Origin of the sequence: Listeria rocourtiae FSL F6-920 (genome assembly GCF_000525975.1) — a bacterium.
Classification (GTDB): domain Bacteria; phylum Bacillota; class Bacilli; order Lactobacillales; family Listeriaceae; genus Listeria_A; species Listeria_A rocourtiae.
In genome coordinates this window covers 1-22,781 of record NZ_AODK01000031.1, presented here as the reverse complement: position 1 = coordinate 22,781, position 22,781 = coordinate 1, and the positions used below count along the sequence as shown (strand labels likewise).

Sequence of the window (22,781 nt, the reverse complement as noted above, 5' to 3'; positions counted from 1 at the left end):
AAATCCAGTAATAACCTATTATGTATAAAAGTACAGAGTTAATATTAAAATCTCTGTACCTTTCCTGTATAATAAATTAGGTTAAAGAAAAAGATTGTGAAAATAAAAATTGATTTTAATCCTAAATCTTACGATGAGTTATGATATCAGAAAATATATAAATGGCTTTATATAGACGATTACAAGCTGGTTTATCATGATATATGTATTCAATTAATCATATTTGATTGTGTGAATTTCTCCTTTTGATTGCGCTGAGAAAAGTCGTGGCCTTGTGTCGCGGCTTTTTCGATTTTATATAACACAAAAATCCAGAGTCGACTTTGATTTAGAGAACTCTGGATTTTTGTGTATTAACTAATGCCTGAAAGTGTTTGGATAATTAATTGGATGTTGAGGATACTTAGGATTACGGTTATAACCCATGCTAGAATGGTTACCCACAGATGGTTTTTGAAATCGCCCATTAGTTTTTTACTGCTGGTGAAGATGGTGAGTGGGATCATGGAGAATGGTAGAGCGATACTTAGGAAAACTTGAGTGTAGATTAGGAGTTGTTCGACTGCGTTTTCTTGGTCTCCGTATACAACGATGCAAATGATAACTGGGATGATAGCGAGTATGCGGGTAATAAGTCGGCGAATCCAGACGGGTAGTTTCATATGAATGAAGCCTTCCATGACGATTTGACCGGTTAGGGTTCCTGTGATAGTGGCGTTTTGTCCAGATGCGAGCAGGGCGACAGCGAATAGAACACTGAGGACGGGACTCGCGATGGCGCCAACGATGGCATTGTTTTGCAGAGCATCATAGAGTTGTGTGAACTGACCTAGGTTGCTGGTGTCTTGACCGAAGAATAGGGCAGCACCGAGTATGAGTAATAGGCAGTTGACGACGAATGCTGCGGTTAGCTGGATGTTGGAGTCGATTGTCGAAAACTTAATGGCTTCTTTGAGTGATTTTTTGTCGTTGCGATCGTATTTTCTAGCTTGAACAATGGATGAGTGTAGGTATAGGTTGTGTGGCATAACGGTTGCACCGATAATACCAAGTGCCAGGAATAGTGCACCTTTGTCTGTGATGACTTGTTTTTGTGGAATAAAGCCGCCAAGCATGTCAGACATGTTTGGATCGGACAGGATAACTTCATATAAAAAGATAACTAGAACAGTAATAATTAGTGTGACGACAATGGCTTCGATTTTTCGAAAACCGAATTTTGCTAGGACGAGAAGTAGGAATACGTCAAGTACGGTGATGATGACACCGAGTATGAGTGGAATGCCAAATAGCAGATTCAGTGCTACGGCACTACCAATGACTTCGGCGATATCAGTGGCCATGATGGCAAGTTCGGCTACAATCCACAGCGCAAAGCCGCCTTTTTTGCCAGTTTTTAGACGGGTGGCTTGGGCTAAATCAAGCCCTGTTACGATTCCAAGTTTGGCACACATGCTTTGCAGTAGCATAGCAATGAGGCTGGACATTAGGATGACGCTTAGAAGTAGGTAGCCGTATTGGGCTCCGCCTTGGATAGAGGTAATCCAGTTACCAGGATCCATGTACCCGACTGCGACAAGTGCGCCGGGGCCTGAGTAGGCGATGAGTTTACGCCAAAAGCCCCCGTTTTTTGGTACGCTAACACTATTATTTATCTCTCCCAAGCTTGCTCCATTGGGTGGGGTATGTTGGATGATTTTTTGTTTTTTCTTTTTTTATTTGTCATAGTCAAGATCCTCTCAATGTTTCCTTCGTGCAACAAATTTAGTTTAATGCAGATAGAGTGATTTTGCAAGTGTTATGCTGTTATTTGGCAAAAAGAAAAATTTACTATGTGCGAGATTGGTAATTATATATATTGGTGTTCACTTACAAGTAGAAAGGTATGCTATATTTCGATCTTTCAAATCTTGCTTTTATATCTTGAATGGGTTATTTTTTTGGGGAAAACGGAGTATAATGGAAGTGAATAGGCGGAGAGGGGCTGGAATATATGGTTACAGTGGAGCAATGGCGGGCGATTTGTGAGAATGATACAGCATATGATGGACAGTTTTTTTATGCGGTAAGTTCGACGCGGATTTTCTGTCGACCCTCATGTAAGTCGCGGACGCCGAAGTTTGAGAATGTTAGTGTGTTTTTATGTGCGGAGGATGCGATTGATGCGGGATTCCGACCTTGTAAGCGGTGTAAGTCGGGTGGTATGCGATTACCGGATGTGGAATGGGTGGCGCAGATTGAGGCTTACATTATGGAACATTATCAGGAGCACTTAACGCTTGATCGGATTGCAGATGGATGTCATGGAAGTGCATATCATCTACATCGGGTGTTTAAGGGACAGACGGGGATGACGCCACTTGATTTTGTGCATGTGGTGCGAATTCGGGAGGCATGTGTGTTGCTTAAAGAGACAGAGGTTCGGGTGATGGATATTGGCATTGCGATTGGGATGCCCAATGCGGCGCAGTTTACGACGTTATTTAAGCGGATTGTGGGCATGACGCCAAGTGTATATCGAAAAGATAGGAAGGGGTTGGAGAATGATGAAGCGAATTTTTTATAATCGGTTGGACGTAGCCGGGATGGCAATTTATGTTGGGGTTAGCGAGCGTGGATTGGCTTTTGTTGGTTCGGATGGTGTGGACTTGTCGGAACTGGAAAATTGGAGTGAGCGGATGCGCGTTGAATTGATGGCGGATGTGGCGAAGGTTAGGCCATATGCGGATGGGATTGAGGCCTACTTGACGGGAGTGCAACGGGACTTTGGTTTGCCGGTAGATATTTCTGGGACCCCTTTTCAGGAGGCGGTGTGGCAGGCGCTACTTGCGATTCCTTATGGAGAGACGAGGACGTATTCGGAGATTGCGAATCTGATTGGAAAACCGAAAGCGGTGCGGGCTGTTGGGACGGCGGTTGGTGCGAATCCAGTTTTGATGGTTGTTCCGTGTCATCGCGTGATTGGTAAAAACGGAAAAATAACTGGCTACCGTGGTGGTATCGCGATGAAGGAGCGGTTATTGCAATTGGAGACGATAAGAGCTTAACCTTGCCAAAAGCAGTTTTTTAGACGGACATTGCCATTTGGGGTAAATGGGATGCCTTCTGCTTTTAGTAGTTCGTATTGGGTGGGCCAGCTTGGAACGAGACGACCTTGGGAGTTGACGACGCGGTGGCTTGGAATGCTAGCGTCACTGGGGGTTAATCGCATGGCAACACCTACAAGACGTGAATTTTTCGGGCGACCAAGCATGTGAGCAATCTGGCCGTATGTTGTGACTTTTCCGCGAGGGATTTGGCGGACGAGATTGTAGACGTCTTGTTGAAATTGAGCGTGCTGCACCATTTTTTTCCTCCTACTTGAATATAGATAGCAAAAGAGAGCATGAAATCAAAACTGCTCTCTTTTTTCGCTGTAATTTAGCGATTTTGGATGACTTCGGTTTTGTAGCCATCTGGATCCATCACAAAGAAATAAGTTGGTTTGGTTCCTGGCAAGCCTTTTAAGTCGGTTACACTGTAGCCGGCTTTTTTGAAAGTTTCGTGTGTAGCGGACAAGTCGTCAACGCCAACTGCGAGGTGTCCATAGCCATTTCCAAGATCATAAGGTTGTGCTTGATCATAGTTGTATGTCAGTTCTAGTTCGAACCCACCTTCTTCAAATGCAAGGTAAACGAGTGTGAATTTATGGTCTGGGAAGTCTTTGCGGCGTGTTTCTTTTAAGGCAAATGCTTCGGTATAGAAAGCCAGCGATTTGTCTAAGTCCTTGACGCGAATACATGTATGTAGCATTTTGATACTCATATTAAAATTCCTCCTAAATAGCGATTTTCTCTCGATTTCATTGTAATATATCCATGCATTGATTACAAATTTTGTTGTTTGTAAGAGTCGATGATGACATTTAGAAAGGCGCCGAGTAGTAGGATAATTGAGACGAAATAGAGCCAGAGCATGATGACAATCATAACGCTGAGACTGCCGAAACCCAGAATTTTGTCGCCTTGAAAGCGTACGTAAACGGAGAGTAGTTCGGTTGCAATGAGCCAACCGGTTGTGGCGAATAGAGCACCGATGAGGCTTTTTCTGATTTTCCACTTTACGTTTGGAATGAGCCAGTAGATGACGATAAATAGGATGAATAAGAAAATGGGTGTGATGAGCCATTTTGTTGCGCCTAAATCGGTGAGAGTGTCTAGTTGTAGGTTAAATTGGTCTTGTAGGAAAGTAACAATTTGTTCGCCGAATGCAAAAAGGAAAACGACAGCACTGAGGACTACGATGACAACGAGCATCATGAGGAAAGACATGATGCGGGTTACGATGAAATTTTTGCGATCAGGGGCTTGGTAGACGATATTTAGAACTTCTTGCAAGGCGCTGAAACATTTTGAAGCGGACCAAACTGCAGTGATTAGACCGAGTGAGATGGCACTACCACTTGCATTTGTGAGCATGCTTTCGATTATAGGATGCAGGGTATCGTAAACTTCTGGTGGCATAAATGTTTGAAGTGTGTCGTAGATTTCTTCTTTTGGAAGTGGTAGAAGTGGAATCAAATTTCCGAATACAAGTAGCATTGGGAGAATGGATAGTAATATGTAAAAGGTGAGCTGGGCGGCGTGGGAGGTAATTCGGGCGCTTTTCCAATTTGTTTTGACGAGTGCTTTTACTTGTTGTAGTTGATTTTTTGTTAAGGGCATGTGTCTTACTTCCTTTCGTGAAATAGTTTATTATATATAGATTTCCCCTTCGTTCGTTAGTCTTAAACGTCAGATTGATTAGGCCTATTTTTTTGTAGAATAGTAACCTTTGTTACATCGATTTATCAGTTTTTTATGCTTATTTTTATATATATTTATATAAAATTATATTTTTAGACATAAAATGAACACATAATCAATGCTTGAATAGCAGTCGTTCATAAGCCGAAAAGCGAAATTACAAATTTAATTTTGTGCAATTTCCAAATTGATATGCAAATTTGTGTTTTTTAAGTCTATAACGTCAAAATATTATGCTTTATGCTAAGTAATGTAGTTTACATTAAGGGGAGGCGTCCTATGGATTTTCTTGAGATTCATAGTTTATTACTTAGGGAACCTAATTTGTTGTTACCTTTGTTAGATTTATCTAATATAAACAAAAATAATCCGAATTTTTGCCAAATGAAAGTATTGAAAAATCATCAAGATCTTGCTTTGACAGATTCAGGTAAGTTGATTCATGTTGTTAAAGGGAAATTGTTGCAACAAATCAATAACTCGAAACAAAATGTTAATGCTATTTGGGGGGAGAATGATTTTATTTTCCATAATGTTTTTCAGCCCGACCCATATGAATATGTTGCCTTTGGAAGTGTGGAACTAGCAATTTATGATGCCAAAGCAGTACTTCACGAGCTTTCAGGGCAGCCTTTTTTTCCTGATCTTTTAATTGATACATTAAAGCGGCAAGAATCACAATTTTATCGATATTCGCTAATGCTAACGAAGAGTGTGCAAGAAAGAGTACTGGAAATTACTAAATTGCTTTCTAAGAAGGGGGAAGCGGGTTATCATGTCCCAAAAATGGTGAACTATTTGTTGCTATCTAAATGTTGTCAAATATCGCCACACACTGCAAAAAAGGTTATACAAGAACTAGAGCAGTTAAATAAAATCATCTATAAAAATGGTGAACCAATCTTGATTTATGATTCAGAAGACTTGGGTTTATAAGTACATCCCAGTCCCTTCTAAAAAACTTAAATATAATTGGAAAGGAATCATACAAAATTTGAAGGGGAAAATAAAATATAATAGGGGAATGTTGAAATAATGAGTAAAAATAGTATGGCAAGTAAATTTTTTAAAGGTAACTGCGGCAACAAGTATTGCTTTGACAAGCTTAAGTGGTGTTCCATTTAACGTACTAGCTAATGAAGTTCCAGCTATTTCTCAAATGGCAACAGGTGTAAGCGTGGATGTATCGACGTGGGCAGAGTTTAAAGCCGCATTAGAATCATCCACTGTTACAGATGTAAAGTTAACAGCGAATATTTTAATGGGTTCGGATGCAAGTATTAATGGATCTAGTAAGACGATTCAAGGAAATGGACATACGATTGATGCTAATAGTAAGAGAATGCTTATCACAGCAAACGGAAATGCAGTGAAAATTTCCAATGCAGTCATTACAAGAACATCTAGTGATGGTATCGTGTATAGTACTAATTCTGGTTCGTTACAAGCGAATGTGACACTAGATAATGTGACTTCTTCTGGATCTCGCCTATTTATCTTAGGCAATGCTAATCTATTTTTAGAAAATAATATTACAGATACTTCTACGTTTAACTATTCTTTATCAGCAGGTTCTATATCCGCGGATACTGTTACCTTACAAAACAACGCTAATGTCTCACTAAACGCTAAGGGTGTTGAAACTTTCGCATTGAAAGTTGGCACTAATATGAATGTTTCTTCGGATTCGAAGTTAGTACTTAATGGGGCTGGGTCAGCTATGCAACTACTTGCGGGAGGTGTGTTGAATGTTGATGGAACAATGGAATTATCCGGTAGTAAGTATGATGGTCTTCGTTTAGAAAACGCATCTCGTGTACGAGTTAACAAAGGTGGCAAATTGATAGGTAACAGAGCGCCAAGAAGTATCATTCTGGGGATTAAATCGAATACGATTGAAAATGCTGGAGAAATACTAATTAATACCAACAATGCAGCGATACAATTTGAAGGGGCAGATTCGCATTTTATTAATTCAGGTATTTTTGATGCCACTACTACAGCTAGTGGTAATGCTGCATTTGTTAGTATTCCAACTGCAAAACTGCAACTGAAATCGGGTAGTCATTTTACTATGAAGTCTATTAATACATTTGGATGGGCTAGCCTTTATGTCCAGGATATTGAAGTTGAAGATGGGGCAACTTTAGATATGGACGTTAAAACTACTGCATCAGCATTAGTAAGTAAAGAATCTATTAATCTAAAATCAGGTTCTAATATTTCAATCAGTAATAGTGCTGGACGTGCTTTGGGAGGAACTCCAACTGCAAAGGTTCAGTTAGATTCTGATACTGGGATTTCAACTTGGACGATTGGAAATGTTTCTTCTTTAGAACCCACTCGAAGCTATGCAGGACCTCTAAACCTGTATGTAGAATTAACTGGATATGTTAACACTCAAACTCAAAAAAATATCCAATCTAATAATATAGATGCAACTTTGTTCTATATCAATAAGGACATAGGTAAAATAGCAAGTGGTTCATTTGTTAAAGATACTAAACAGATTGAATTTGAAAATGCAGCACGAGAAGCAGTAAATGGTTTATTTACAAGCAAAGATCCAAAAAACGATATTAAAACTGGATTAACACAAGCAGAGATTGATGCGGCGCAAGCGCTCATCAACAAAGTAACAGATCCTGCAAAGAAAGCAGCATTACAAGCAGATTTAAACAAAGCACAAAGCCAGCTAGATACTAAAACAGCACAAGCAGAAGCAGAAGCACAAAATAAAGCCCGCGAAGCAGTCAACAACCTATTTACGAACAAAAACCCAAACGGCACGATTACAGGTACGATGACGCAAGCAGATATCGATGCCGCGCAAGCGCTCATCAACAAAGTAACAGACCCTACGAAAAAAGCAGAATTACAAGCAGATCTAAACAAAGCGCAAAGCCAATTAGATGCTAAAACAGCACAAGCAGAGGCAGAAAACAAAGCGCGCGAAGCAGTAAATAACTTATTCACAAATAAAGATCCAAATGGCAACATTACGAACACAATGACACAAGCAGACATTGATGCCGCGCAAGCGCTCATCAACAAAGTAACAGACCCGACGAAAAAAGCAGCATTACAAGCAGATTTAAACAAAGCACAAAGTCAATTAGATGCCAAAACAACCCAAGCAGAAGCAGAAAACAAAGCACGTGAAGCGGTGAATAACCTATTCACGAATAAAGATCCGAACGGTACGATTACAGGCACAATGACGCAAGCAGACATTGATGCCGCGCAAGCGCTCATCAACAAAGTAACAGACCCGACGAAAAAAGCAGCATTACAAACAGATTTAAATAAAGCACAAAGTCAATTAGATGCTAAAAAGGCACAAGCAGACGCAGAAAACAAAGCACGTGAAGCGGTGAATAACCTATTCACGAATAAAGATCCGAACGGTACGATTACAGGTACGATGACACAAGCGGATATTGATGCCGCACAAGCGCTCATCAATAAAGTAACAGACCCGACGAAAAAAGCAGCATTACAAGCAGATTTAAATAAAGCACAAAGCCAACTAGATGCTAAAAAAGCACAAGCAGACGCAGAAAACAAAGCGCGTGAAGCGGTGAATAACCTATTCACAAATAAAGATCCAAACGGTACAATCACAGGAGCTGTGACACAAGCAGCAATTGATGCCGCACAAGCGTTAGTTAACAAAGTGACAGATCCAACGAAGAAAGCAGCGCTACAAAAAGATTTAGATAAAGCGAAAGCGCAATTCTCTACTAACGGCATACTGAAGCCAGATGATTTCGTGTTAGGAACCACCTCGATTACTGGTAGCTATTCAGGTGATGTTGACCGTATTACATTGAGCAAAGATGGCGTAGAGGCTGGAAATGCGACGAAGACAAATGGGACATTTAAATTTTATGTAGGACCAGGTGTCAAAAAAGACCAAGCACTTTACATGGTAGCTTACGACAAGAATGGTCGCGAAATTGCGCGCGAAAAAGTAAACATTGCAGCAGTAACTGCAGGGCAAATTACGCCAGCAGCGATGACGATTCCAGGAGATTCGAACATCAGCGGTACGTATACAGGTGACGTTTCAAGAATCGAAGTGAGCATCACCAATGAAGCTGGGACAACGCAAGTGTACAAAGGTGGTACGGTAGCGAATGGGACATTCAAGTTCTATTCTTTCGACAAAACAAAATCACCAAAAGACATCATTGTCGTACGCGCTTACGATAGTGTGGGTAAACTATTGGATACGAAAACCGTAACTATCAAGAACAATGTGGTGACAACAGCAGGACAAATTACACCAGCAACCATGACAATTCCAGGGAACACAACCATGACAGGAACGGTATCTGGTGATGTAGCTACGCTTAAAGTTACCGTAAATGGCGTTGTCTATGCTGGCGGTAGCATCACCGACGGAACGTTTAAATTCTATACCTTTGATAAAATCAAAAAAGCAGATGATACTGTAGTTGTGGCCGCTTATGACAAAGCAGGAAAACTACTAGACAGCAAATCAGTAACAATTCAAGCACCGACGAAATAATTAATATGCATCATAAGTAGTGTTCATTGCTACTTATGATGTCCTAATTTTGAGAGGAGATTCCAAAGTTTTATGAAGAAGAACAAAATTTGGCTCACGCTATTTATATTAAGTCTAAGCTTAATGTTGGTAGTGAGTGGTTGTGGTAAAACAACTAGCGATGATATTGGAAAGACAAGAGTGGCTAATAATTTAGAAATAACATTAGCAGATATTAAATTGAAAATTAGTAATAATGATAAGAAACAAATGATACAACTAGATTTTGATGTAAAGAATGTAGGAAAAGAAACAGCAGGTGCAGGAGCTGGGGATTTCGTTATTCAGACAAAGGATGGGAAAAAACACAGGATGTACGGTTTAAATGCCAATAACTTTGGTGATGAGATTCCGGCTGGGAAAATATTAAAAGGACCGGGATTCTATGAAATACCGATAGATCAAAAAGAAGTTACTATAATATATGAGCCTTATTCACAAGAAACTACGGAAAACGTGAAATGGACAGTTACCGTTCCTACAAAATAAAATAAAAGGTGGAAGCAGTTATATGAAAATTACGGTTATCGGTCTTGGATATATTGGGTTACCTACTGCGATACTGTTCGCAAAGTATGGTCATAAAGTGACAGGTGTCGATTTATCATCCTTTATGACAGCACAGTTAAACGCTGGAATTCTACACATTGAAGAGCCTGGTTTGGAAAAAGAGTTAGAGGAAGTTCTATTGTTGGGAAACTTCTATGCAAGTACACAACCTGTGTCTGCGGATGCTTACATTATAGCTGTTCCAACACCGAATAAAGCAGATCAATATCAATCGTGTGATACAAGTTATATTGAAGCTGCCATAGCAAGCATTTTACCTTATGTGAAGATAGGAGATACGATTATTGTAGAGTCGACGATTGCGCCACGTACGATGGTTGATATAGTACAGCCAATGGTTGAAAAGAATGATTTTACAGTGGGGAAAGATATCTTTTTAGCACATTGTCCAGAGCGTGTTTTACCTGGGAATATTATGCATGAACTGGTGCATAATCCGCGCATTATTGGCGGGATTACGGATGCTTGTACTGAAAAAGCCGCGGCGGTTTATGGGACATTTGTAAAAGGTGAAATGATGAAAACGCAAGCAGGCGAGGCTGAAATTAGTAAATTAATGGAAAATACCTACCGAGATGTCAATATTGCATTGGCCAATGAACTTGCTAAAATTAGTGAGCACTTGGGCATTAATGCGCTACGTGTTATTGAAATGGCAAACAAACATCCACGTGTAAATATACATCAACCAGGCCCAGGTGTAGGCGGACATTGTTTAGCAGTCGACCCGTATTTTGTGATAGCATCTGCTCCTGAACAATCTCCTTTGATGCAGACAGCACGCGCTGTTAACAATAGTATGCCAGATTATGTTGTTCAACAAGTTCAGGCGCTGATGGCAAATCAAGAAGGAAATCAAGTAACTCTTTTTGGATTGACATATAAAGGAAATATTGATGATATTAGGGAAAGCCCTGCAATGGAAGTAAGAGATGGTTTGCTTGAGGCGGGTTTTGACATCCGTGTCTTTGATCCACATGTATCTGAACAGCCGTTAACTGGAGAAGAAGCATGTGAAGGAAGCTCTCTCATTATTGTGTTGAGCGATCATGATGAGTTTCGGAAAATTCCAACGAGTTATACTGATAGAATGCGTGAAGCAATGATATTTGATACGAAAAATATTGTTCAGCATGTAGATGCAAAAGTGAATTACGTGAACTATGGCAATTTATATAAAGCAAAAAGGACACAAGAGACAGCGATGGTTCAGAGCTAAATTAGAAAAATAATCTACGATAAAAAGTTTGATAAAGAACATAAATCTAAACGTTGCGTAAAAGCAAGGTATTTCTACTAGCGTTCACTAGACAAAAAGACTATAGATAAAAAGGTGAGATTATCAGAATGGCGAGTAGGAATAATTGGTGATAATAAGAAAAATTTATTTTGAAACTATCTATTAGTAGTCCATTCAAAACAATGCAGAAGAGAAGTGGTGTAAGACGGTGAATATGGAAAAGAAAATTGATATGAAAATGCTGGTACAGTATTTAAAACGCTATGCTATCTTGTTGCTTTTTATGACAAATTTAGGTATTGCAGGGGCGTATGTATGGGTAACGCAAATGGCGGTTCCTATGTACCAAGCGAGTTCAGACATACTTGTGAAACCCCAGAAACTTGCAGAAGATGATATTAAGTTGGATGCGAACACAAATAATCGCTTAATTAGTACGTATACAGGAATTTTGAAAAGTAATTACATCATCGATAAAGTAAAAGCAGATTTGAATTTAAACGCTAAACCAGAAATTTTGGCAAAAAAATTAGCAATCAAAAACGAAAATGATTCACAGATTATCTCTGTAGCATACACATCTGATAGTGCTGAAAAAGCTATCCAATTTGTAAATAAAACGGTGGCAACGATGCAACAAGAAGTGGGAAATCTTATTGAGGACAACACGATTGTCATTTTATCCAAAGCAGTCGAAGGAACTATCGTGAGTCCGAATAAAAAGATGAGCTTAATGATGGGGGCATTTATTGGTCTCATGATTGGTTCTGTTATCATGTTTATTCATGGCTTTACCAACGTGACGATTCGCGAAGATGCAGATATTCAGGAAATAACCGTGATTCCAGTGTTGGGAGAGATTGAAAAGTGGTAATAAAAAGAAAAAATAAAAAAAAAGCGCGCTAATGTTGGACGAAAAAGGCACAGTACCAGAACAATTTCGTAATATACGAGCCTCGATTCAGTACATTGCAGATAAGAAAAAAATCAAAACTATCATGGCGACTTCTTGTAGGCAGGGGGAGGGGAAATCGTCGATGATTGCTAATTTAGCGATGTTCATGTCTAAGAGTGGTAAGCGGGTGCTGTTGATTGATGGCGATTTACGATTACCAACCATCCATCGTATTTTTAATTTGAAGAATTATGTTGGATTATCGGATTTCTTGAAGAATCATCAATTTGATAAGTCTGAAGGTATTCAAAAAATTGATGATTATTTAGATGTGATGACTAGTGGTGTTTCGCCATATAACCCTTCGGAGTTATTGAGTGACAGTATGTTACCTGAATTTTTGGAAGAATATGAAAATTTGTATGATTTTATTTTTATCGATGCGCCACCTATCGGTTTATCGGATAGTATTATCATTGCCAACTACTGTGATGCTACCATTCTTGTTTTAGAAAATGGTAAAACAACGAAAACGCAGTTAAAAGAATGTATCGAAAAGTGCAAGCTGCAAAATATCGATGTTTTAGGAATTATTCGTAACAAAGTGCAGCGTCGTCGTAATGATTCTAGTTATTACTACAACTATGTGAAGCGATAAAGGAGGAGAGAATCTGATGTATATTCGAGTTGGCAAATTCTCTGTGTTAGTAGGGATTATTTTATACATCATAAGTCTTTATATCGCCTACATTTATCTCATATCTCCATCATATAGTTACTATCGGCTCGTCAATCTTCATCCGCCACTTAGGGTTTGCATTGTGTCTAGCATACTAGCCTTTTTACCAGCAACTTGGTCGGATTATCGAACAACAAGACCATCGCAAGTTATCTACTGGATACTCTATATATTTGCTTATATACCAGTCATGTTGATACCAGATTTTGTTCGGGAGACGCCATTTGATCGCTTTTTCATCTTTAAGTTGGTGTTTTTACTGTGCTTAGTCATTCTTTATCTCGGTGGTAGGCTAAGGCTTATTCAAATGAGAGAATGGAGCTTATCGCAAAATTTGGTTCAGGTTGGTATCGTCTTTTTCACGATGTTGCTTTATGCGATTATGATTCAGACTTTCGGTTTTCGCATCGATGTGGTGTCTTTCAAAGAAGTGTATGACATTCGTGAAGTTTATCGGGGAGAAGCTAATAGATTCTCCGGATACGCGGTCGTTTGGCTCTCTAAAATCATGGACCTCTTTCTAGTTACAGTGGGCATCTTGAATAGAAATATCGTGCTCATTGGAGCTGGTATTGTTGGTCAAATTTATGTCTACTCCGTTACAGGTCATAAAAGTGTCGCTTTATCGTTATGTTTACTAGCGGTGGTTCTATTTTGTTTGCGGCATCAAGGAGCTAGATTTGGCATCAGGTTTGTTTGGATGATTCTCTTTCTCGTTTTATTTTCAATGGTTTTCGATACGCTAAGTGGAAATATTACGCTCACAGAGATTTTTACAAGACGCATGTTATTTCTGCCAGGAGCGCTATCCAGCTTCTTTTTCGACTTCTTTTCTACACATCCGAAAACGCATTTAGGGCATTCGATATTTCGCGGTTTGGTAGATTATCCTTATGAAGCGAACCCAAGTTATGTCATTGGATTTAGCTATTTTGGTTCAGAGCAAATGTCGGCGAATGTGAATATGTGGGCGGACGGATATTCGGCATTTGGCTATGTTGGTATGATTCTGTTTACCATTTTATTAACGGTTATTCTATGGATTTATGATAGTATCTCGGCGAATCGAAATTTTATTATTAGTGTTGCGTTGATGGTAATGCCGGCTTGGAGCTTGGTGGATAGTTCTTTCATTATTGCGCTCATGACAAATGGTATTTTTATCGCGATAGGGCTGAATTATTTATTTCATACGAGTGAGGAAATACAAGGGAGAGAGAAACTTGAGTATAAAAAAAATCATTTGGACTCTGTTTAGTGGTAATGCGTTTGCGCAATTACTCATGATTGCCTTTGCACCAGTTATTGCAAGGCTTTACACAGCCGCAGAGTTTGGAATTTATGCGGCATACGTGACGGTTATTACAATGACGGTGAAGGTGGCTAGTCTTGGGCTTGAAAAAGCGATTCCATTGGAGCGAAACCAAGTACAAGCGAAAAAGTTAATGCATATCAATCAGTACTTGGCATTCTTGATAAGTCTTTTAATTTTGCTCGTATATCTTGTTTTTGGCGTCAGTATTTTGAACTGGGTGGGTATTCATCCAACATTGTGGGAGGCCGTCTTTCTCTCCATTGGGATTACGATGACAAGTTTCATTCAAATCTATAATTATGAAAATATGAACCGAGAACAGTACCGGGTGTTGGCGACTACACGAGTGTTACAGAACGGATTTACGGGGTTATTGCAGATTGGTTTAGCCTTTTCAAACGTGATGAAAGGATTAGGGTTACTGTTTGGCGACGTGATTGGGAAAGCTATTAGTGCTTTGATATTATCTCGTGTGTCGAAGCGGGATGTTAGGACCCATATCACATGGCGTGATACGAGAGACTTACTAACGAAGTATAAGCATTTTATTATCTTCTCGATGCCAGCAGGCTTGATAAATACGTTGTCGTTACAGCTTCCATTGTTATTTGTGCTAGGCATTTTTGGCGCGAGTGATAGTGGTCAATATGCTTTTGTCCAGCGTGTGATTCTCGTACCGATTTCGGTTTTAGCGATTACTTTATCTCAGTTTTTTTATAGCATTGCAGCGAAGGAAATTGGGGAGAATAAAGAGAAGGTGTACGATTTATATGTGGGCTTAACGAAGAAGTTAGCTTATTATTTCACAGTTCCATTCTGTGTTTTTGCCTTTTTTGCACCGTCAATTTTCAAATGCTTTTCGGTGAAGAATGGTTTTTAGCCGGACAATTAACGCAAGTTTTAGGAGTCATGTTTTTAACACAAATTATTTGTAGCGCTACATCACAGATTCTCTATTTGATGGAACGACAAAAATTTCAAATTGTATTGGAAATTGTAAAACTTGTATTCGTCATCGCTATTTTTGGGTGGATGCAACATGATTTTTTACAGACGATGCTTATATACGGAAGTGTCATTGCCATTTTCAATCTTTGTTTATGGTTTATTGGCAGGCAACTTTTGAAGTCAAAGGGGAGATTAGTCATTGGAAAACATAAGAAATAAAGATATATGCTTGGTAGGAAAAAAGAGAGGGACGTGGGCAGCAACCTTCGTGAAACGTTTTACAGATATTATTCTGAGTATCGTTGGAATTATTTTAGCAGCGCCAGTCATGTTGCTAACCGCGCTATGCATTAAGCTGGAGGACCGTGGGCCGGTGCTATTCGTGCAGACCAGAACAGGAAAAGAGGGGAAAGAATTTTCGATATATAAATTTCGATCAATGCGTGTACGAGATACGTGTGGTGAACACGAATACGACTGGAAGAATGGTGTTCCGGATACGTTTGTTTTTAAAAATGTCATGGAGGAAAATCCAAATGTGACCAAGGTTGGAGCATTTATTCGTCGTACGAGTTTAGATGAGTTACCACAATTTTTCAATGTGTTGGTGGGAAATATGAGTTTTATTGGCCCCAGACCAGAAATACCAGCGATTACATCGTGTTATTCGGAGCGGCAGCGAAAGCGTCTGCTAGTGAAGCCAGGGATTACTGGATGGGCACAAGTAAATGGGCGAAGTTCTGTGACAAACGGAGAGAAGATGGCATTAGATTCCTATTATGTGGAAAATTTTTCGTTACGTATGGATCTGCTCATTTTAATTCGGACGGTTGTTGTTGTGTTAAAGTCACGAGATGCAGTTTAAAAGATTGATGAAAGTAGGAAAAATCATGGGGAAAAAACGTATTTTAATAACAGGCGGTTGCGGATTTATCGGTTCTCTGGTGGTGCAGAATTTACTTGCGACGTCACATGAAATTTTTGTGATCGATGATTTGAGTAGTGGTGACCGACTGGCTATTCCTGAAACGTTGGTGAATTTGAAAATTTGTGATATCCGTAGTAAGGCTGCAAAGGAATATATTAAGGAGTTTGCACCGCATTTTGTAATTCATTTGGCCGCGCAGATTGATGTGCAGGTTTCGCTAGAGCAACAGCAATTGGACGCAGATATTAATATCATGGGAACGTTGAACGTGATTGAGGCTTGCAAGGAAATAGCCAATTTTGAACGGTTTGTATTTGCTTCTTCGGCAGCGGTTTATGGCAATAATACGGAGTTGCCACTCATGGAGGATGCATTACCAATGCCGATCTCACCATACGGTATGTCGAAATGGATTGGGGAGCAATATTTGAAGCTAAATGATGAGATGGAGGATTTTCCGTATTGTGTCCTTCGTTTTGCCAATGTTTATGGTCAGAAAGAGGCTGGAGCGAAGGATGTTATTTCTGATTTTTTGGAAAAAGTCAGAAATAATGAAAGTCCTGTTATTTATGGAGATGGTGAGCAGACGCGTGATTTTGTTTATGTGGCCGATATTGCAGAAGCTCTCATTTTAGCTTTGAATGTGCGGGAAAATGGAGTTTATAACATTTCTACAGGTGAGCAGACGTCGATTAATGATGTGTTATTGGTGATGAGCAATGTATTACAAGTAGTGGTAGTACCTGAAAATAGGAGTCATCGTGTAGGGGACGTACGTGATAGCCGCCTTTCTAATACGAAATTTCAAAAAGTAACAGGCTGGTGCCCACAGTATACGTTGGCAAAAGGGCTTAAACAGATGCACTTGGAGAATCAAAGGCAAAAAATGATTTTGGTAAAATAGGGGACGAAGGAGAGTAATATGAATATAGTTGTTATTGGAACAGGTTACGTTGGGCTCGTTACTGGTACGGCGCTTGCGGAAGTAGGGCATTATGTGACATGTGTGGATGTAGATGCAGCAAAGGTGGCGCGAATGCGTGATGGCCAGTCGCCAATTTATGAGCCTGGGTTAGAGGATTTGATGCGAAATAATATTTTGAAGGGACGACTAGCCTTTGAGACGTGTTTGGAGAACGTAGTTGAAGCGGCTCGTGTTATCTTTATTGCAGTTGGGACGCCTCAAAGTACAGATGGCTCAGCAAATTTAGATTATATTTTGGCAGCAGCTCGTGATATTACGCCATTTGTGCGGGAGGATACGGTCATTGTGACGAAGAGTACGGTTCCTGTGGGGACGAATGATTTGATTGCAGACACGATTGCAATGACTGGTGGAATTAGGCCAATGATGGTTTCAAACCCAGAGTTTTTGCGGGAAGGTAGCGCCATTCATGATACGTTTTATGGCGATCGGATTGTTGTGGGGACGGCTCATGAGGAAGCATTATGTGTAATGCGGGTGATTTTCGAACCATTTTCAGTGCCGATTTTTGAGACAGATATACGTAGCGCTGAGATGATCAAGTATGCGGCAAATGCTTTTTTAGCGACGAAGATTAGTTTTATCAATGAAATGGCAAATATGTGTGAATGGAAAAATGCCGATATTGAAGCCGTGAGTGCTGGTATTGGTATGGATAAAAGGATTGGAAGTCATTTTCTACAGGCAGGAATTGGTTATGGTGGTTCGTGTTTTCCAAAAGATACAAAGGCACTTATTGCGATGGCACGTGAAGAAGGTGCACATTTGCCGCTATTGGATGCTGTAGAGGCAGTAAATGCGGTTCGTTATGAAAAAGTGATGGAGAATTTATTGACGATTCATCATGATTTACGCGGGAAAAAAATTGCGGTGCTAGGCTTAGCATTTAAGCCAAATACGGATGATATGCGCGATGCAGCGTCAATCAAGGTTATTACACAATTGTTAGATGCAGGAGCTCATGTTACGGCGTATGATCCAGTTGCAACGAGTGTGGCGCGTACTTTGTTGCCTAGTTCGGTGGAACTATACGATAAGATGGAATCTGCTTTGTTTGATGCGGAAGCGGCTATTATTGTGACGGAATGGTATGAGGTGAGGCAACTTGATTTGGCTGTTTTAAAAACAATGATGCGTGTGCCGGTTGTCATCGATGGACGAAATTGTATGGATCAGTATCAGATGAAAGAAGCTGGAATTATTTATCGATCTATTGGACGACAAAATCATGATAAAATACCGGTTTTGAGGTGATTGTCTTGGTTATATTTATTAGTTTTGTCGTATTACTTATCACAGGAATCGCATTATATTTCTTTTTCTACCAGGCAAAAGGGATTGTGCGAATTAAACGCTTGCTTGTGGTGAAAGAGACCTATGCTACCCGGATACAAGGGAAAAAGCGGCTGATAGTTGGGGGAAGCGATGTATTGTACAGTTTTGATACAGCTTTTTTGAATGAGCGAGAAGAACTGCCTCATGTGAATTTTGGATTAAATGTTGGTCTGGGCATGCAGTTTATTCTTGATACGGCTATGAAAAATGCAAGATCAGGGGATGAAATCATATGTTGTTTTGCTTATTCGCTTTACTATCGACCAAATCATGATATTTTTGCGTATGAGTATTATCGAATGTACAATCGTCACAAATTGAAACGTTTTTCGCTAAAAGAACAAGCTTACTATTTATTTGCTAATGTAAGATTAAATTTTAAATTTGTCGAGAAAAAATTTGATATTAGTGAATGCGGATCCTATCAGAATATCGCGTTTTCTGATTTAGATTCCAGTAAGAATAAACCATTACGTTTTCCACATCATTTTGAGGAGACAGAGGCAATTCAAGCATTGCATCGTTTTGTAAGAATGGCTAAAAGGAAGAATATTAATGTCAAACTAACGTACCCTAGTACACTCGGATTTGATGCGTATGAAAGTTCTAGTTATATCGCTGATTTAAAAGCATATTTGGAGTCTAACTTTACAGTCATTGGCTCTCCAAGTGATTATTTTGTACCGATTTCAGAGATTGCAAATTCTGTTTATCATGTCAACCAAATAGGTCAAAGAAAGCGAACGGAGAAGTTTTTGCAAGAGCTTCTGGATAGGAAGCGGGTGCCTTTATGAAACAGAAGATTACAATGTTATTATTTAATAATTTTACGAATGATGCCAGAGTGTATAAGGAAGGAAAAGCATTGTCGGGTGCAGGGTATCAGGTTGATTTGATATGCATACAAGAAGCAGGAAAAGCAATGTTACCTCACAAAGAAGAGGTGCAACAAGGTTTTCAGGTGACGCGAATTAATGGGAGAAAAGGAATGATATGTATTCTGAGTCTTCTTATAGCTATACTCGTTTTGGGGTTGGTTTCAGGAAAGCTTATTGCCACTATACTGAGTGCTTTATGTTTAGTATCATTAGTGATTCCAAAAGTGAGGCGAATGCTTCATATGGCATCACTTATCGTTGAAATGACAGGTGTTGCTCGCTGTAGGAAGCCTGATTTTTATCATGCGCATGATTTAAATACATTACCACAAGCACATATTGCCGCGAAATTTCGTATGAAACAGAAGGCACTTATCTATGATTCCCATGAAGTGCAAACTAGCCGCGAGGGCTACCATGGTTCGATTCATGGGTTTATCGAAGCTTTGTACATTAAGACTGTTGATTTCATGATTGTTGAAAATGATACTAGAGCGAAATATAACGAAAAAATATATGGTTTTTTGCCGGAGGTTTTGCACAATTATCCGGAACTTGATGTCACACCAACAAAGACTACATCACTTCATGAGGAATTAAATCTCCCGCAAGACGAACACATTTTGCTTTATCAAGGTGTTATCAATCCAGGGAGGGGGTTGGAAAAGTTAGTAGCTGCAGCACCATTTTTCAAAAAAGGGACGCTTGTCTTCATTGGAAATGGTCGTCAGAAAAGCGAACTTGAAACATTGGTTGCCAAAAAGAGTCTAAACCATAAAGTCAAATTTGTTCCTCAAGTACCACTTGCTAATTTAAAGAGCTATACCGAGCAAGCATATCTTGGTTTTCAAGTGTTGAACAATACATGTTTCAACCATTACTCGGCTTCGTCCAATAAGTTATTTGAATACATTGCTGCTGGGGTGCCGATTGTTGCTTGTGATTTTCCTGAAATAAAAAAGGTGGTACAAGGTGATAAAGTCGGACTATGTGTGGATTCGCATGACCCGATGTCTATTGCGGATGGTGTTAATGCTATCATGGAAAACGCTCACCAGTACAACCAGTTTAAAACGAATATTACTGCGATTAAAGAAAAGTATATCTGGGAAAACGAACAACATCGTTTACTAGGCTACTATACAAAGTTAGGAGGAGAATCCCATCGAAAACAAACGAATTAGCATCATTATGCCAAGTTATAATAGCGCCAAAACGATTGAACGCGCTGTTCAAAGTGTTCTGCTGCAGACATATCAGGATTTAGAACTAATCATCATTGACGATTACTCAAGCGATGAAACGTTGCGTATTGTCGAGAAGATAAAAGACAATCGAGTCCGACTAATCCGACTGAGCCAAAATAGTGGAGTAGCTGTTGCCAGAAATACTGGCATTAAGGCCGCAACTGGTAGATATATCGCTTTTTTGGATAGTGATGACAGTTGGCATCCAGAAAAATTAGCTAGACAGCAGGCTTTTATGGCTACAAATAACATTGGCTTTAGTTTCACGGCTTATTATCGTAATGAACCAAACGGAAAGAGGCGGTTTGTTCCGGCTCCAGTCGAGATGACATATAAGAAACTATTGCGAAACACGATTATTGGTTGTCTGACAGTGATGGTTGATCGTACTATTGTTGGACATTTCACAATGCCGAATATCCGAACTAGGCAAGATACTGCAACGTGGCTTGCTATTTTAAAAAAAGGTACCCATGCATATGGTTTAAACGAAGGGCTTGCGTTCTACCAAGTTGAGGCTAATACATTGTCGGGTAATAAGGTTAAGATGATGCAACAAACATGGAAAATGTATCGAGAGCAAGAGAAACTTACCTATGTTCATACACTATACAATTTCATAGGATATGCTTACCAAGCTATAAAAAAAGCGAATAAGTGGGTATGTATGATGAAAAAAAATATTAGCCAAGCTTTATTTTCAAATCATTGGTAAAACAGCTACACAATCCAACGGGGTAAAATTACGCTACGTGCTTCAAAAAGACAATCAAAGTCGCGAACTGCTTGTTATCTTCAGTGCTTTTCCAAGAGCAGGAATGTCTTCCACCTACAACTATGTAAATACGCTAAAAGAGGTGTCTGGAAATAAACTATTCATTTTAGATGATTTTGGCTACCAGAAAAGAGGCGTTTATTACCTTTGCGAACGAGGGAGTTTTGGGGTGCGTGATGCCGTGGAGGAGCTAATCACGAAGGTCCATCTGGAAGTGAATGCAACACAAACAACGTATATAGGTTCCAGTAAAGGTGGTTACGCAGCGCTTTATTTCGGTTTCCGATTAGGTGCTACGAATGTAATCTCTGGTGCACCGCAGTATTTTGTTGGAGAATACCTTCGAGCAGAGCCGGAACGCATGCCAACGTTAACATCAATGTTAGATAAAATCTCCGAAACGAATATACAACAATTAAATAATCTGCTAAAGAAAGCTATTTCAGGTAAGAAAGCGCCAACGATTTACCTGCACTACTCTGACAAAGAGCATACTTACAAAAGCCATATAAAACCACTTTTAGAACAGTTAACTGATGAAGAGATAGAGGTTGAACGGGATATAAAACAATATGTGTCTCATGCAGACGTACGAAACTATTTTCCGCCATATTTGTTGCAAGTACTAGCTAAAATAAGAGGTGAGGTATCGTGAATCGTCAAGAAAAACTCATAGATTTATTAAATCGAGAATTCCTATCTCGGCAAGAAGCTATAGAATATTTGGGTATATCTAAACAATGCTTTCACTCTTTAGTTAACCGTGGTAAAATCACAAAAATAAATAAAGGCTCTGCTGTATTATTTTACCGTTACGAAATCGAAAGCAGAAAACAGGATTCCAACATGCTGAGGAAAAAATATCGGCCATTCCAGATGGATAAATGATGGATAAGTATTTAAAGTACAGTATCTGTTCTTTTTGTTCTATACTTTTCCGTCGATTTTTATAATTATTCTCTAGATATTTATGCTTGATAATAGAAAAATAAGGGGACTATAATTCATCTGGGAAACTATTCCTGTCTAGGGCAAATCGATCAAAAAAGTCCAACCTTTCCAGCGATTTGCGAAAAGGTGAGGGAAATCTATGTACCCCAAAACAACAAAATCATGAGCAGGTTCCAACTTGTGACGCTTGTTGCTTAGAAGAGTGAAAAAATAGATTTCTAAGTTGGTAGGAAATATTTTCTAAGAGGTGATACAAAACGTCCTAATTATTAAAAAATATTTGACGATTTAGTTTTGAGAGAGAAGAACGATAACATATGAGGCCATTCATTTGATTGATTTGGCAGGTAAAATAGAAGGTACAAAAAATACTTAATTATAGCTATTTTTCTCAATTGTAAAGGGAATATGGTCAATGTTCAAATGTATTTGTGAAACCTTTCTATGTTTTATTTAAAACAAAGTAGGGAAAAACAAACCAGAATTAGCTAGAGGGGTGATGAAAATGAAAAAACAAAATTTTTTTTGATGGGCTTGTTGCTTATAAGTATTGTTTTGCTCGGGTTAGGGGGATACGAAGCAAAGGCGGCAACGGACTACGGTTCACAATTTTTTTAC

General features: G+C 39.3%; 23 protein-coding genes. 19 read left to right on the top strand and 4 right to left on the bottom strand.

Annotated elements, in window-relative coordinates; all coding sequences use genetic code 11:
• Window positions 1-353 precede the first annotated feature (353 nt).
• Entirely contained in the window at window positions 354-1,697 is a 1,344-nt protein-coding gene (locus PROCOU_RS10625) for an Nramp family divalent metal transporter (protein ID WP_036072271.1), read from the bottom strand.
• 296 nt (window positions 1,698-1,993) lie between these two features.
• Here PROCOU_RS10625 and PROCOU_RS10620 point away from each other — a divergent pair, with 296 nt between their 5' ends.
• Together PROCOU_RS10620 and PROCOU_RS10615 are read left to right on the top strand one after the other, a co-directional pair.
• Window positions 1,994-2,566, top strand: a complete 573-nt coding sequence (locus PROCOU_RS10620; protein WP_036072269.1) for a bifunctional transcriptional activator/DNA repair enzyme AdaA — start codon at window positions 1,994-1,996, stop codon at window positions 2,564-2,566.
• Window positions 2,544-3,047: a methylated-DNA--[protein]-cysteine S-methyltransferase gene (locus tag PROCOU_RS10615; protein WP_036072267.1), complete on the top strand. Its 504-nt coding sequence runs from the start codon at window positions 2,544-2,546 to the stop codon at window positions 3,045-3,047. The genes PROCOU_RS10620 and PROCOU_RS10615 overlap by 23 nt, the downstream gene beginning before the upstream one ends.
• Here PROCOU_RS10615 and PROCOU_RS10610 read toward each other — a convergent pair.
• The 3 genes from PROCOU_RS10610 to PROCOU_RS10600 form a co-directional block, all read right to left on the bottom strand.
• Window positions 3,044-3,346, bottom strand: coding sequence for an MGMT family protein (locus PROCOU_RS10610; protein ID WP_036072266.1), 303 nt, complete (start codon window positions 3,344-3,346; stop codon window positions 3,044-3,046). The genes PROCOU_RS10615 and PROCOU_RS10610 overlap by 4 nt on opposite strands.
• Before the next feature lie 74 nt (window positions 3,347-3,420).
• The gene (gene gloA / locus PROCOU_RS10605) at window positions 3,421-3,804 is read right to left on the bottom strand and encodes a lactoylglutathione lyase (protein ID WP_036072264.1); all 384 of its coding nucleotides are present in this window, start codon (window positions 3,802-3,804) and stop codon (window positions 3,421-3,423) included.
• A gap of 62 nt (window positions 3,805-3,866) precedes the next feature.
• Window positions 3,867-4,703, bottom strand: a complete 837-nt coding sequence (locus tag PROCOU_RS10600) for a YihY/virulence factor BrkB family protein (protein WP_051994349.1) — start codon at window positions 4,701-4,703, stop codon at window positions 3,867-3,869.
• 360 nt (window positions 4,704-5,063) lie between these two features.
• Between PROCOU_RS10600 and PROCOU_RS10595 the strand changes: the two genes are divergently transcribed.
• The 17 genes from PROCOU_RS10595 (at window position 5,064) to PROCOU_RS10515 (ending at window position 22,100) form a co-directional block, all read left to right on the top strand.
• Complete coding sequence (locus PROCOU_RS10595) at window positions 5,064-5,720, top strand: hypothetical protein (protein ID WP_036072262.1); 657 nt, start codon at window positions 5,064-5,066, stop codon at window positions 5,718-5,720.
• A gap of 160 nt (window positions 5,721-5,880) precedes the next feature.
• Complete coding sequence (locus tag PROCOU_RS10590; protein WP_036072260.1) at window positions 5,881-9,318, top strand: toxin Cry1Ac domain D-VI-related protein; 3,438 nt, start codon at window positions 5,881-5,883, stop codon at window positions 9,316-9,318.
• A 72-nt stretch (window positions 9,319-9,390) separates the two neighbouring features.
• The gene (locus PROCOU_RS10585; protein ID WP_036072258.1) at window positions 9,391-9,846 is read left to right on the top strand and encodes a DUF4352 domain-containing protein; all 456 of its coding nucleotides are present in this window, start codon (window positions 9,391-9,393) and stop codon (window positions 9,844-9,846) included.
• Window positions 9,847-9,868: 22 nt separating this feature from the next.
• Window positions 9,869-11,146 carry a nucleotide sugar dehydrogenase gene (locus PROCOU_RS10580; protein WP_036072256.1) on the top strand — a complete coding sequence of 426 codons (1,278 nt, stop codon included), beginning with the start codon at window positions 9,869-9,871 and terminating at the stop codon, window positions 11,144-11,146.
• Window positions 11,147-11,381: 235 nt separating this feature from the next.
• The gene (locus tag PROCOU_RS10575; RefSeq protein ID WP_133619974.1) at window positions 11,382-12,041 is read left to right on the top strand and encodes a YveK family protein; all 660 of its coding nucleotides are present in this window, start codon (window positions 11,382-11,384) and stop codon (window positions 12,039-12,041) included.
• 31 nt (window positions 12,042-12,072) lie between these two features.
• The gene (locus PROCOU_RS10570; protein ID WP_051994348.1) at window positions 12,073-12,720 is read left to right on the top strand and encodes a CpsD/CapB family tyrosine-protein kinase; all 648 of its coding nucleotides are present in this window, start codon (window positions 12,073-12,075) and stop codon (window positions 12,718-12,720) included.
• A gap of 16 nt (window positions 12,721-12,736) precedes the next feature.
• On the top strand, window positions 12,737-14,059 hold the full coding sequence (locus PROCOU_RS10565; protein WP_036072252.1) for a hypothetical protein: 1,323 nt from the start codon (window positions 12,737-12,739) through the stop codon (window positions 14,057-14,059).
• Window positions 14,025-14,996 (top strand): oligosaccharide flippase family protein, encoded by a 972-nt coding sequence (locus PROCOU_RS10560; RefSeq protein WP_036072250.1) that lies wholly within the window; start codon window positions 14,025-14,027, stop codon window positions 14,994-14,996. The genes PROCOU_RS10565 and PROCOU_RS10560 overlap by 35 nt, the downstream gene beginning before the upstream one ends.
• Before the next feature lie 29 nt (window positions 14,997-15,025).
• Window positions 15,026-15,283, top strand: a complete 258-nt coding sequence (locus PROCOU_RS10555; protein WP_036072248.1) for a hypothetical protein — start codon at window positions 15,026-15,028, stop codon at window positions 15,281-15,283.
• Window positions 15,264-15,929, top strand: coding sequence for a sugar transferase (locus tag PROCOU_RS10550; protein ID WP_244266297.1), 666 nt, complete (start codon window positions 15,264-15,266; stop codon window positions 15,927-15,929). Before PROCOU_RS10555 ends, PROCOU_RS10550 begins: the two co-directional genes overlap by 20 nt.
• Before the next feature lie 25 nt (window positions 15,930-15,954).
• Complete coding sequence (locus tag PROCOU_RS10545) at window positions 15,955-16,896, top strand: NAD-dependent epimerase/dehydratase family protein (RefSeq protein WP_036072290.1); 942 nt, start codon at window positions 15,955-15,957, stop codon at window positions 16,894-16,896.
• Between the two features lie 18 nt (window positions 16,897-16,914).
• Window positions 16,915-18,231: a UDP-glucose dehydrogenase family protein gene (locus PROCOU_RS10540; protein ID WP_036072246.1), complete on the top strand. Its 1,317-nt coding sequence runs from the start codon at window positions 16,915-16,917 to the stop codon at window positions 18,229-18,231.
• On the top strand, window positions 18,228-19,106 hold the full coding sequence (locus PROCOU_RS10535) for a hypothetical protein (RefSeq protein ID WP_036072244.1): 879 nt from the start codon (window positions 18,228-18,230) through the stop codon (window positions 19,104-19,106). Before PROCOU_RS10540 ends, PROCOU_RS10535 begins: the two co-directional genes overlap by 4 nt.
• Window positions 19,103-20,374: a glycosyltransferase gene (locus PROCOU_RS10530; RefSeq protein ID WP_036072242.1), complete on the top strand. Its 1,272-nt coding sequence runs from the start codon at window positions 19,103-19,105 to the stop codon at window positions 20,372-20,374. Before PROCOU_RS10535 ends, PROCOU_RS10530 begins: the two co-directional genes overlap by 4 nt.
• Before the next feature lie 7 nt (window positions 20,375-20,381).
• Window positions 20,382-21,152 (top strand): glycosyltransferase family 2 protein, encoded by a 771-nt coding sequence (locus PROCOU_RS10525; protein ID WP_077913416.1) that lies wholly within the window; start codon window positions 20,382-20,384, stop codon window positions 21,150-21,152.
• A 37-nt stretch (window positions 21,153-21,189) separates the two neighbouring features.
• Window positions 21,190-21,867, top strand: a complete 678-nt coding sequence (locus PROCOU_RS10520) for a hypothetical protein (protein ID WP_051994346.1) — start codon at window positions 21,190-21,192, stop codon at window positions 21,865-21,867.
• Window positions 21,864-22,100, top strand: a complete 237-nt coding sequence (locus PROCOU_RS10515) for a helix-turn-helix domain-containing protein (RefSeq protein WP_221637178.1) — start codon at window positions 21,864-21,866, stop codon at window positions 22,098-22,100. Before PROCOU_RS10520 ends, PROCOU_RS10515 begins: the two co-directional genes overlap by 4 nt.
• Window positions 22,101-22,781 lie beyond the last annotated feature (681 nt).

What these genes read in the sequence shown, in the direction of transcription:
- PROCOU_RS10580 (WP_036072256.1), top strand. Translation starts at nt 9,869, where the DNA reads ATGAAAATTACGGTTATCGGTCTTGGATATATTGGGTTACCTACTGCG.
- PROCOU_RS10570 (WP_051994348.1), top strand. Translation starts at nt 12,073, where the DNA reads ATGTTGGACGAAAAAGGCACAGTACCAGAACAATTTCGTAATATACGA.
- PROCOU_RS10545 (WP_036072290.1), top strand. Translation starts at nt 15,955, where the DNA reads ATGGGGAAAAAACGTATTTTAATAACAGGCGGTTGCGGATTTATCGGT.
- PROCOU_RS10595 (WP_036072262.1), top strand. Translation starts at nt 5,064, where the DNA reads ATGGATTTTCTTGAGATTCATAGTTTATTACTTAGGGAACCTAATTTG.
- PROCOU_RS10615 (WP_036072267.1), top strand. Translation starts at nt 2,544, where the DNA reads ATGATGAAGCGAATTTTTTATAATCGGTTGGACGTAGCCGGGATGGCA.
- PROCOU_RS10530 (WP_036072242.1), top strand. Translation starts at nt 19,103, where the DNA reads ATGAAACAGAAGATTACAATGTTATTATTTAATAATTTTACGAATGAT.
- PROCOU_RS10585 (WP_036072258.1), top strand. Translation starts at nt 9,391, where the DNA reads ATGAAGAAGAACAAAATTTGGCTCACGCTATTTATATTAAGTCTAAGC.
- PROCOU_RS10555 (WP_036072248.1), top strand. Translation starts at nt 15,026, where the DNA reads ATGTTTTTAACACAAATTATTTGTAGCGCTACATCACAGATTCTCTAT.
- PROCOU_RS10575 (WP_133619974.1), top strand. Translation starts at nt 11,382, where the DNA reads ATGGAAAAGAAAATTGATATGAAAATGCTGGTACAGTATTTAAAACGC.
- gloA (WP_036072264.1), bottom strand. Translation starts at nt 3,804, where the DNA reads ATGAGTATCAAAATGCTACATACATGTATTCGCGTCAAGGACTTAGAC.
- PROCOU_RS10610 (WP_036072266.1), bottom strand. Translation starts at nt 3,346, where the DNA reads ATGGTGCAGCACGCTCAATTTCAACAAGACGTCTACAATCTCGTCCGC.
- PROCOU_RS10525 (WP_077913416.1), top strand. Translation starts at nt 20,382, where the DNA reads ATGCCAAGTTATAATAGCGCCAAAACGATTGAACGCGCTGTTCAAAGT.
- PROCOU_RS10540 (WP_036072246.1), top strand. Translation starts at nt 16,915, where the DNA reads ATGAATATAGTTGTTATTGGAACAGGTTACGTTGGGCTCGTTACTGGT.
- PROCOU_RS10600 (WP_051994349.1), bottom strand. Translation starts at nt 4,703, where the DNA reads ATGCCCTTAACAAAAAATCAACTACAACAAGTAAAAGCACTCGTCAAA.
- PROCOU_RS10620 (WP_036072269.1), top strand. Translation starts at nt 1,994, where the DNA reads ATGGTTACAGTGGAGCAATGGCGGGCGATTTGTGAGAATGATACAGCA.
- PROCOU_RS10565 (WP_036072252.1), top strand. Translation starts at nt 12,737, where the DNA reads ATGTATATTCGAGTTGGCAAATTCTCTGTGTTAGTAGGGATTATTTTA.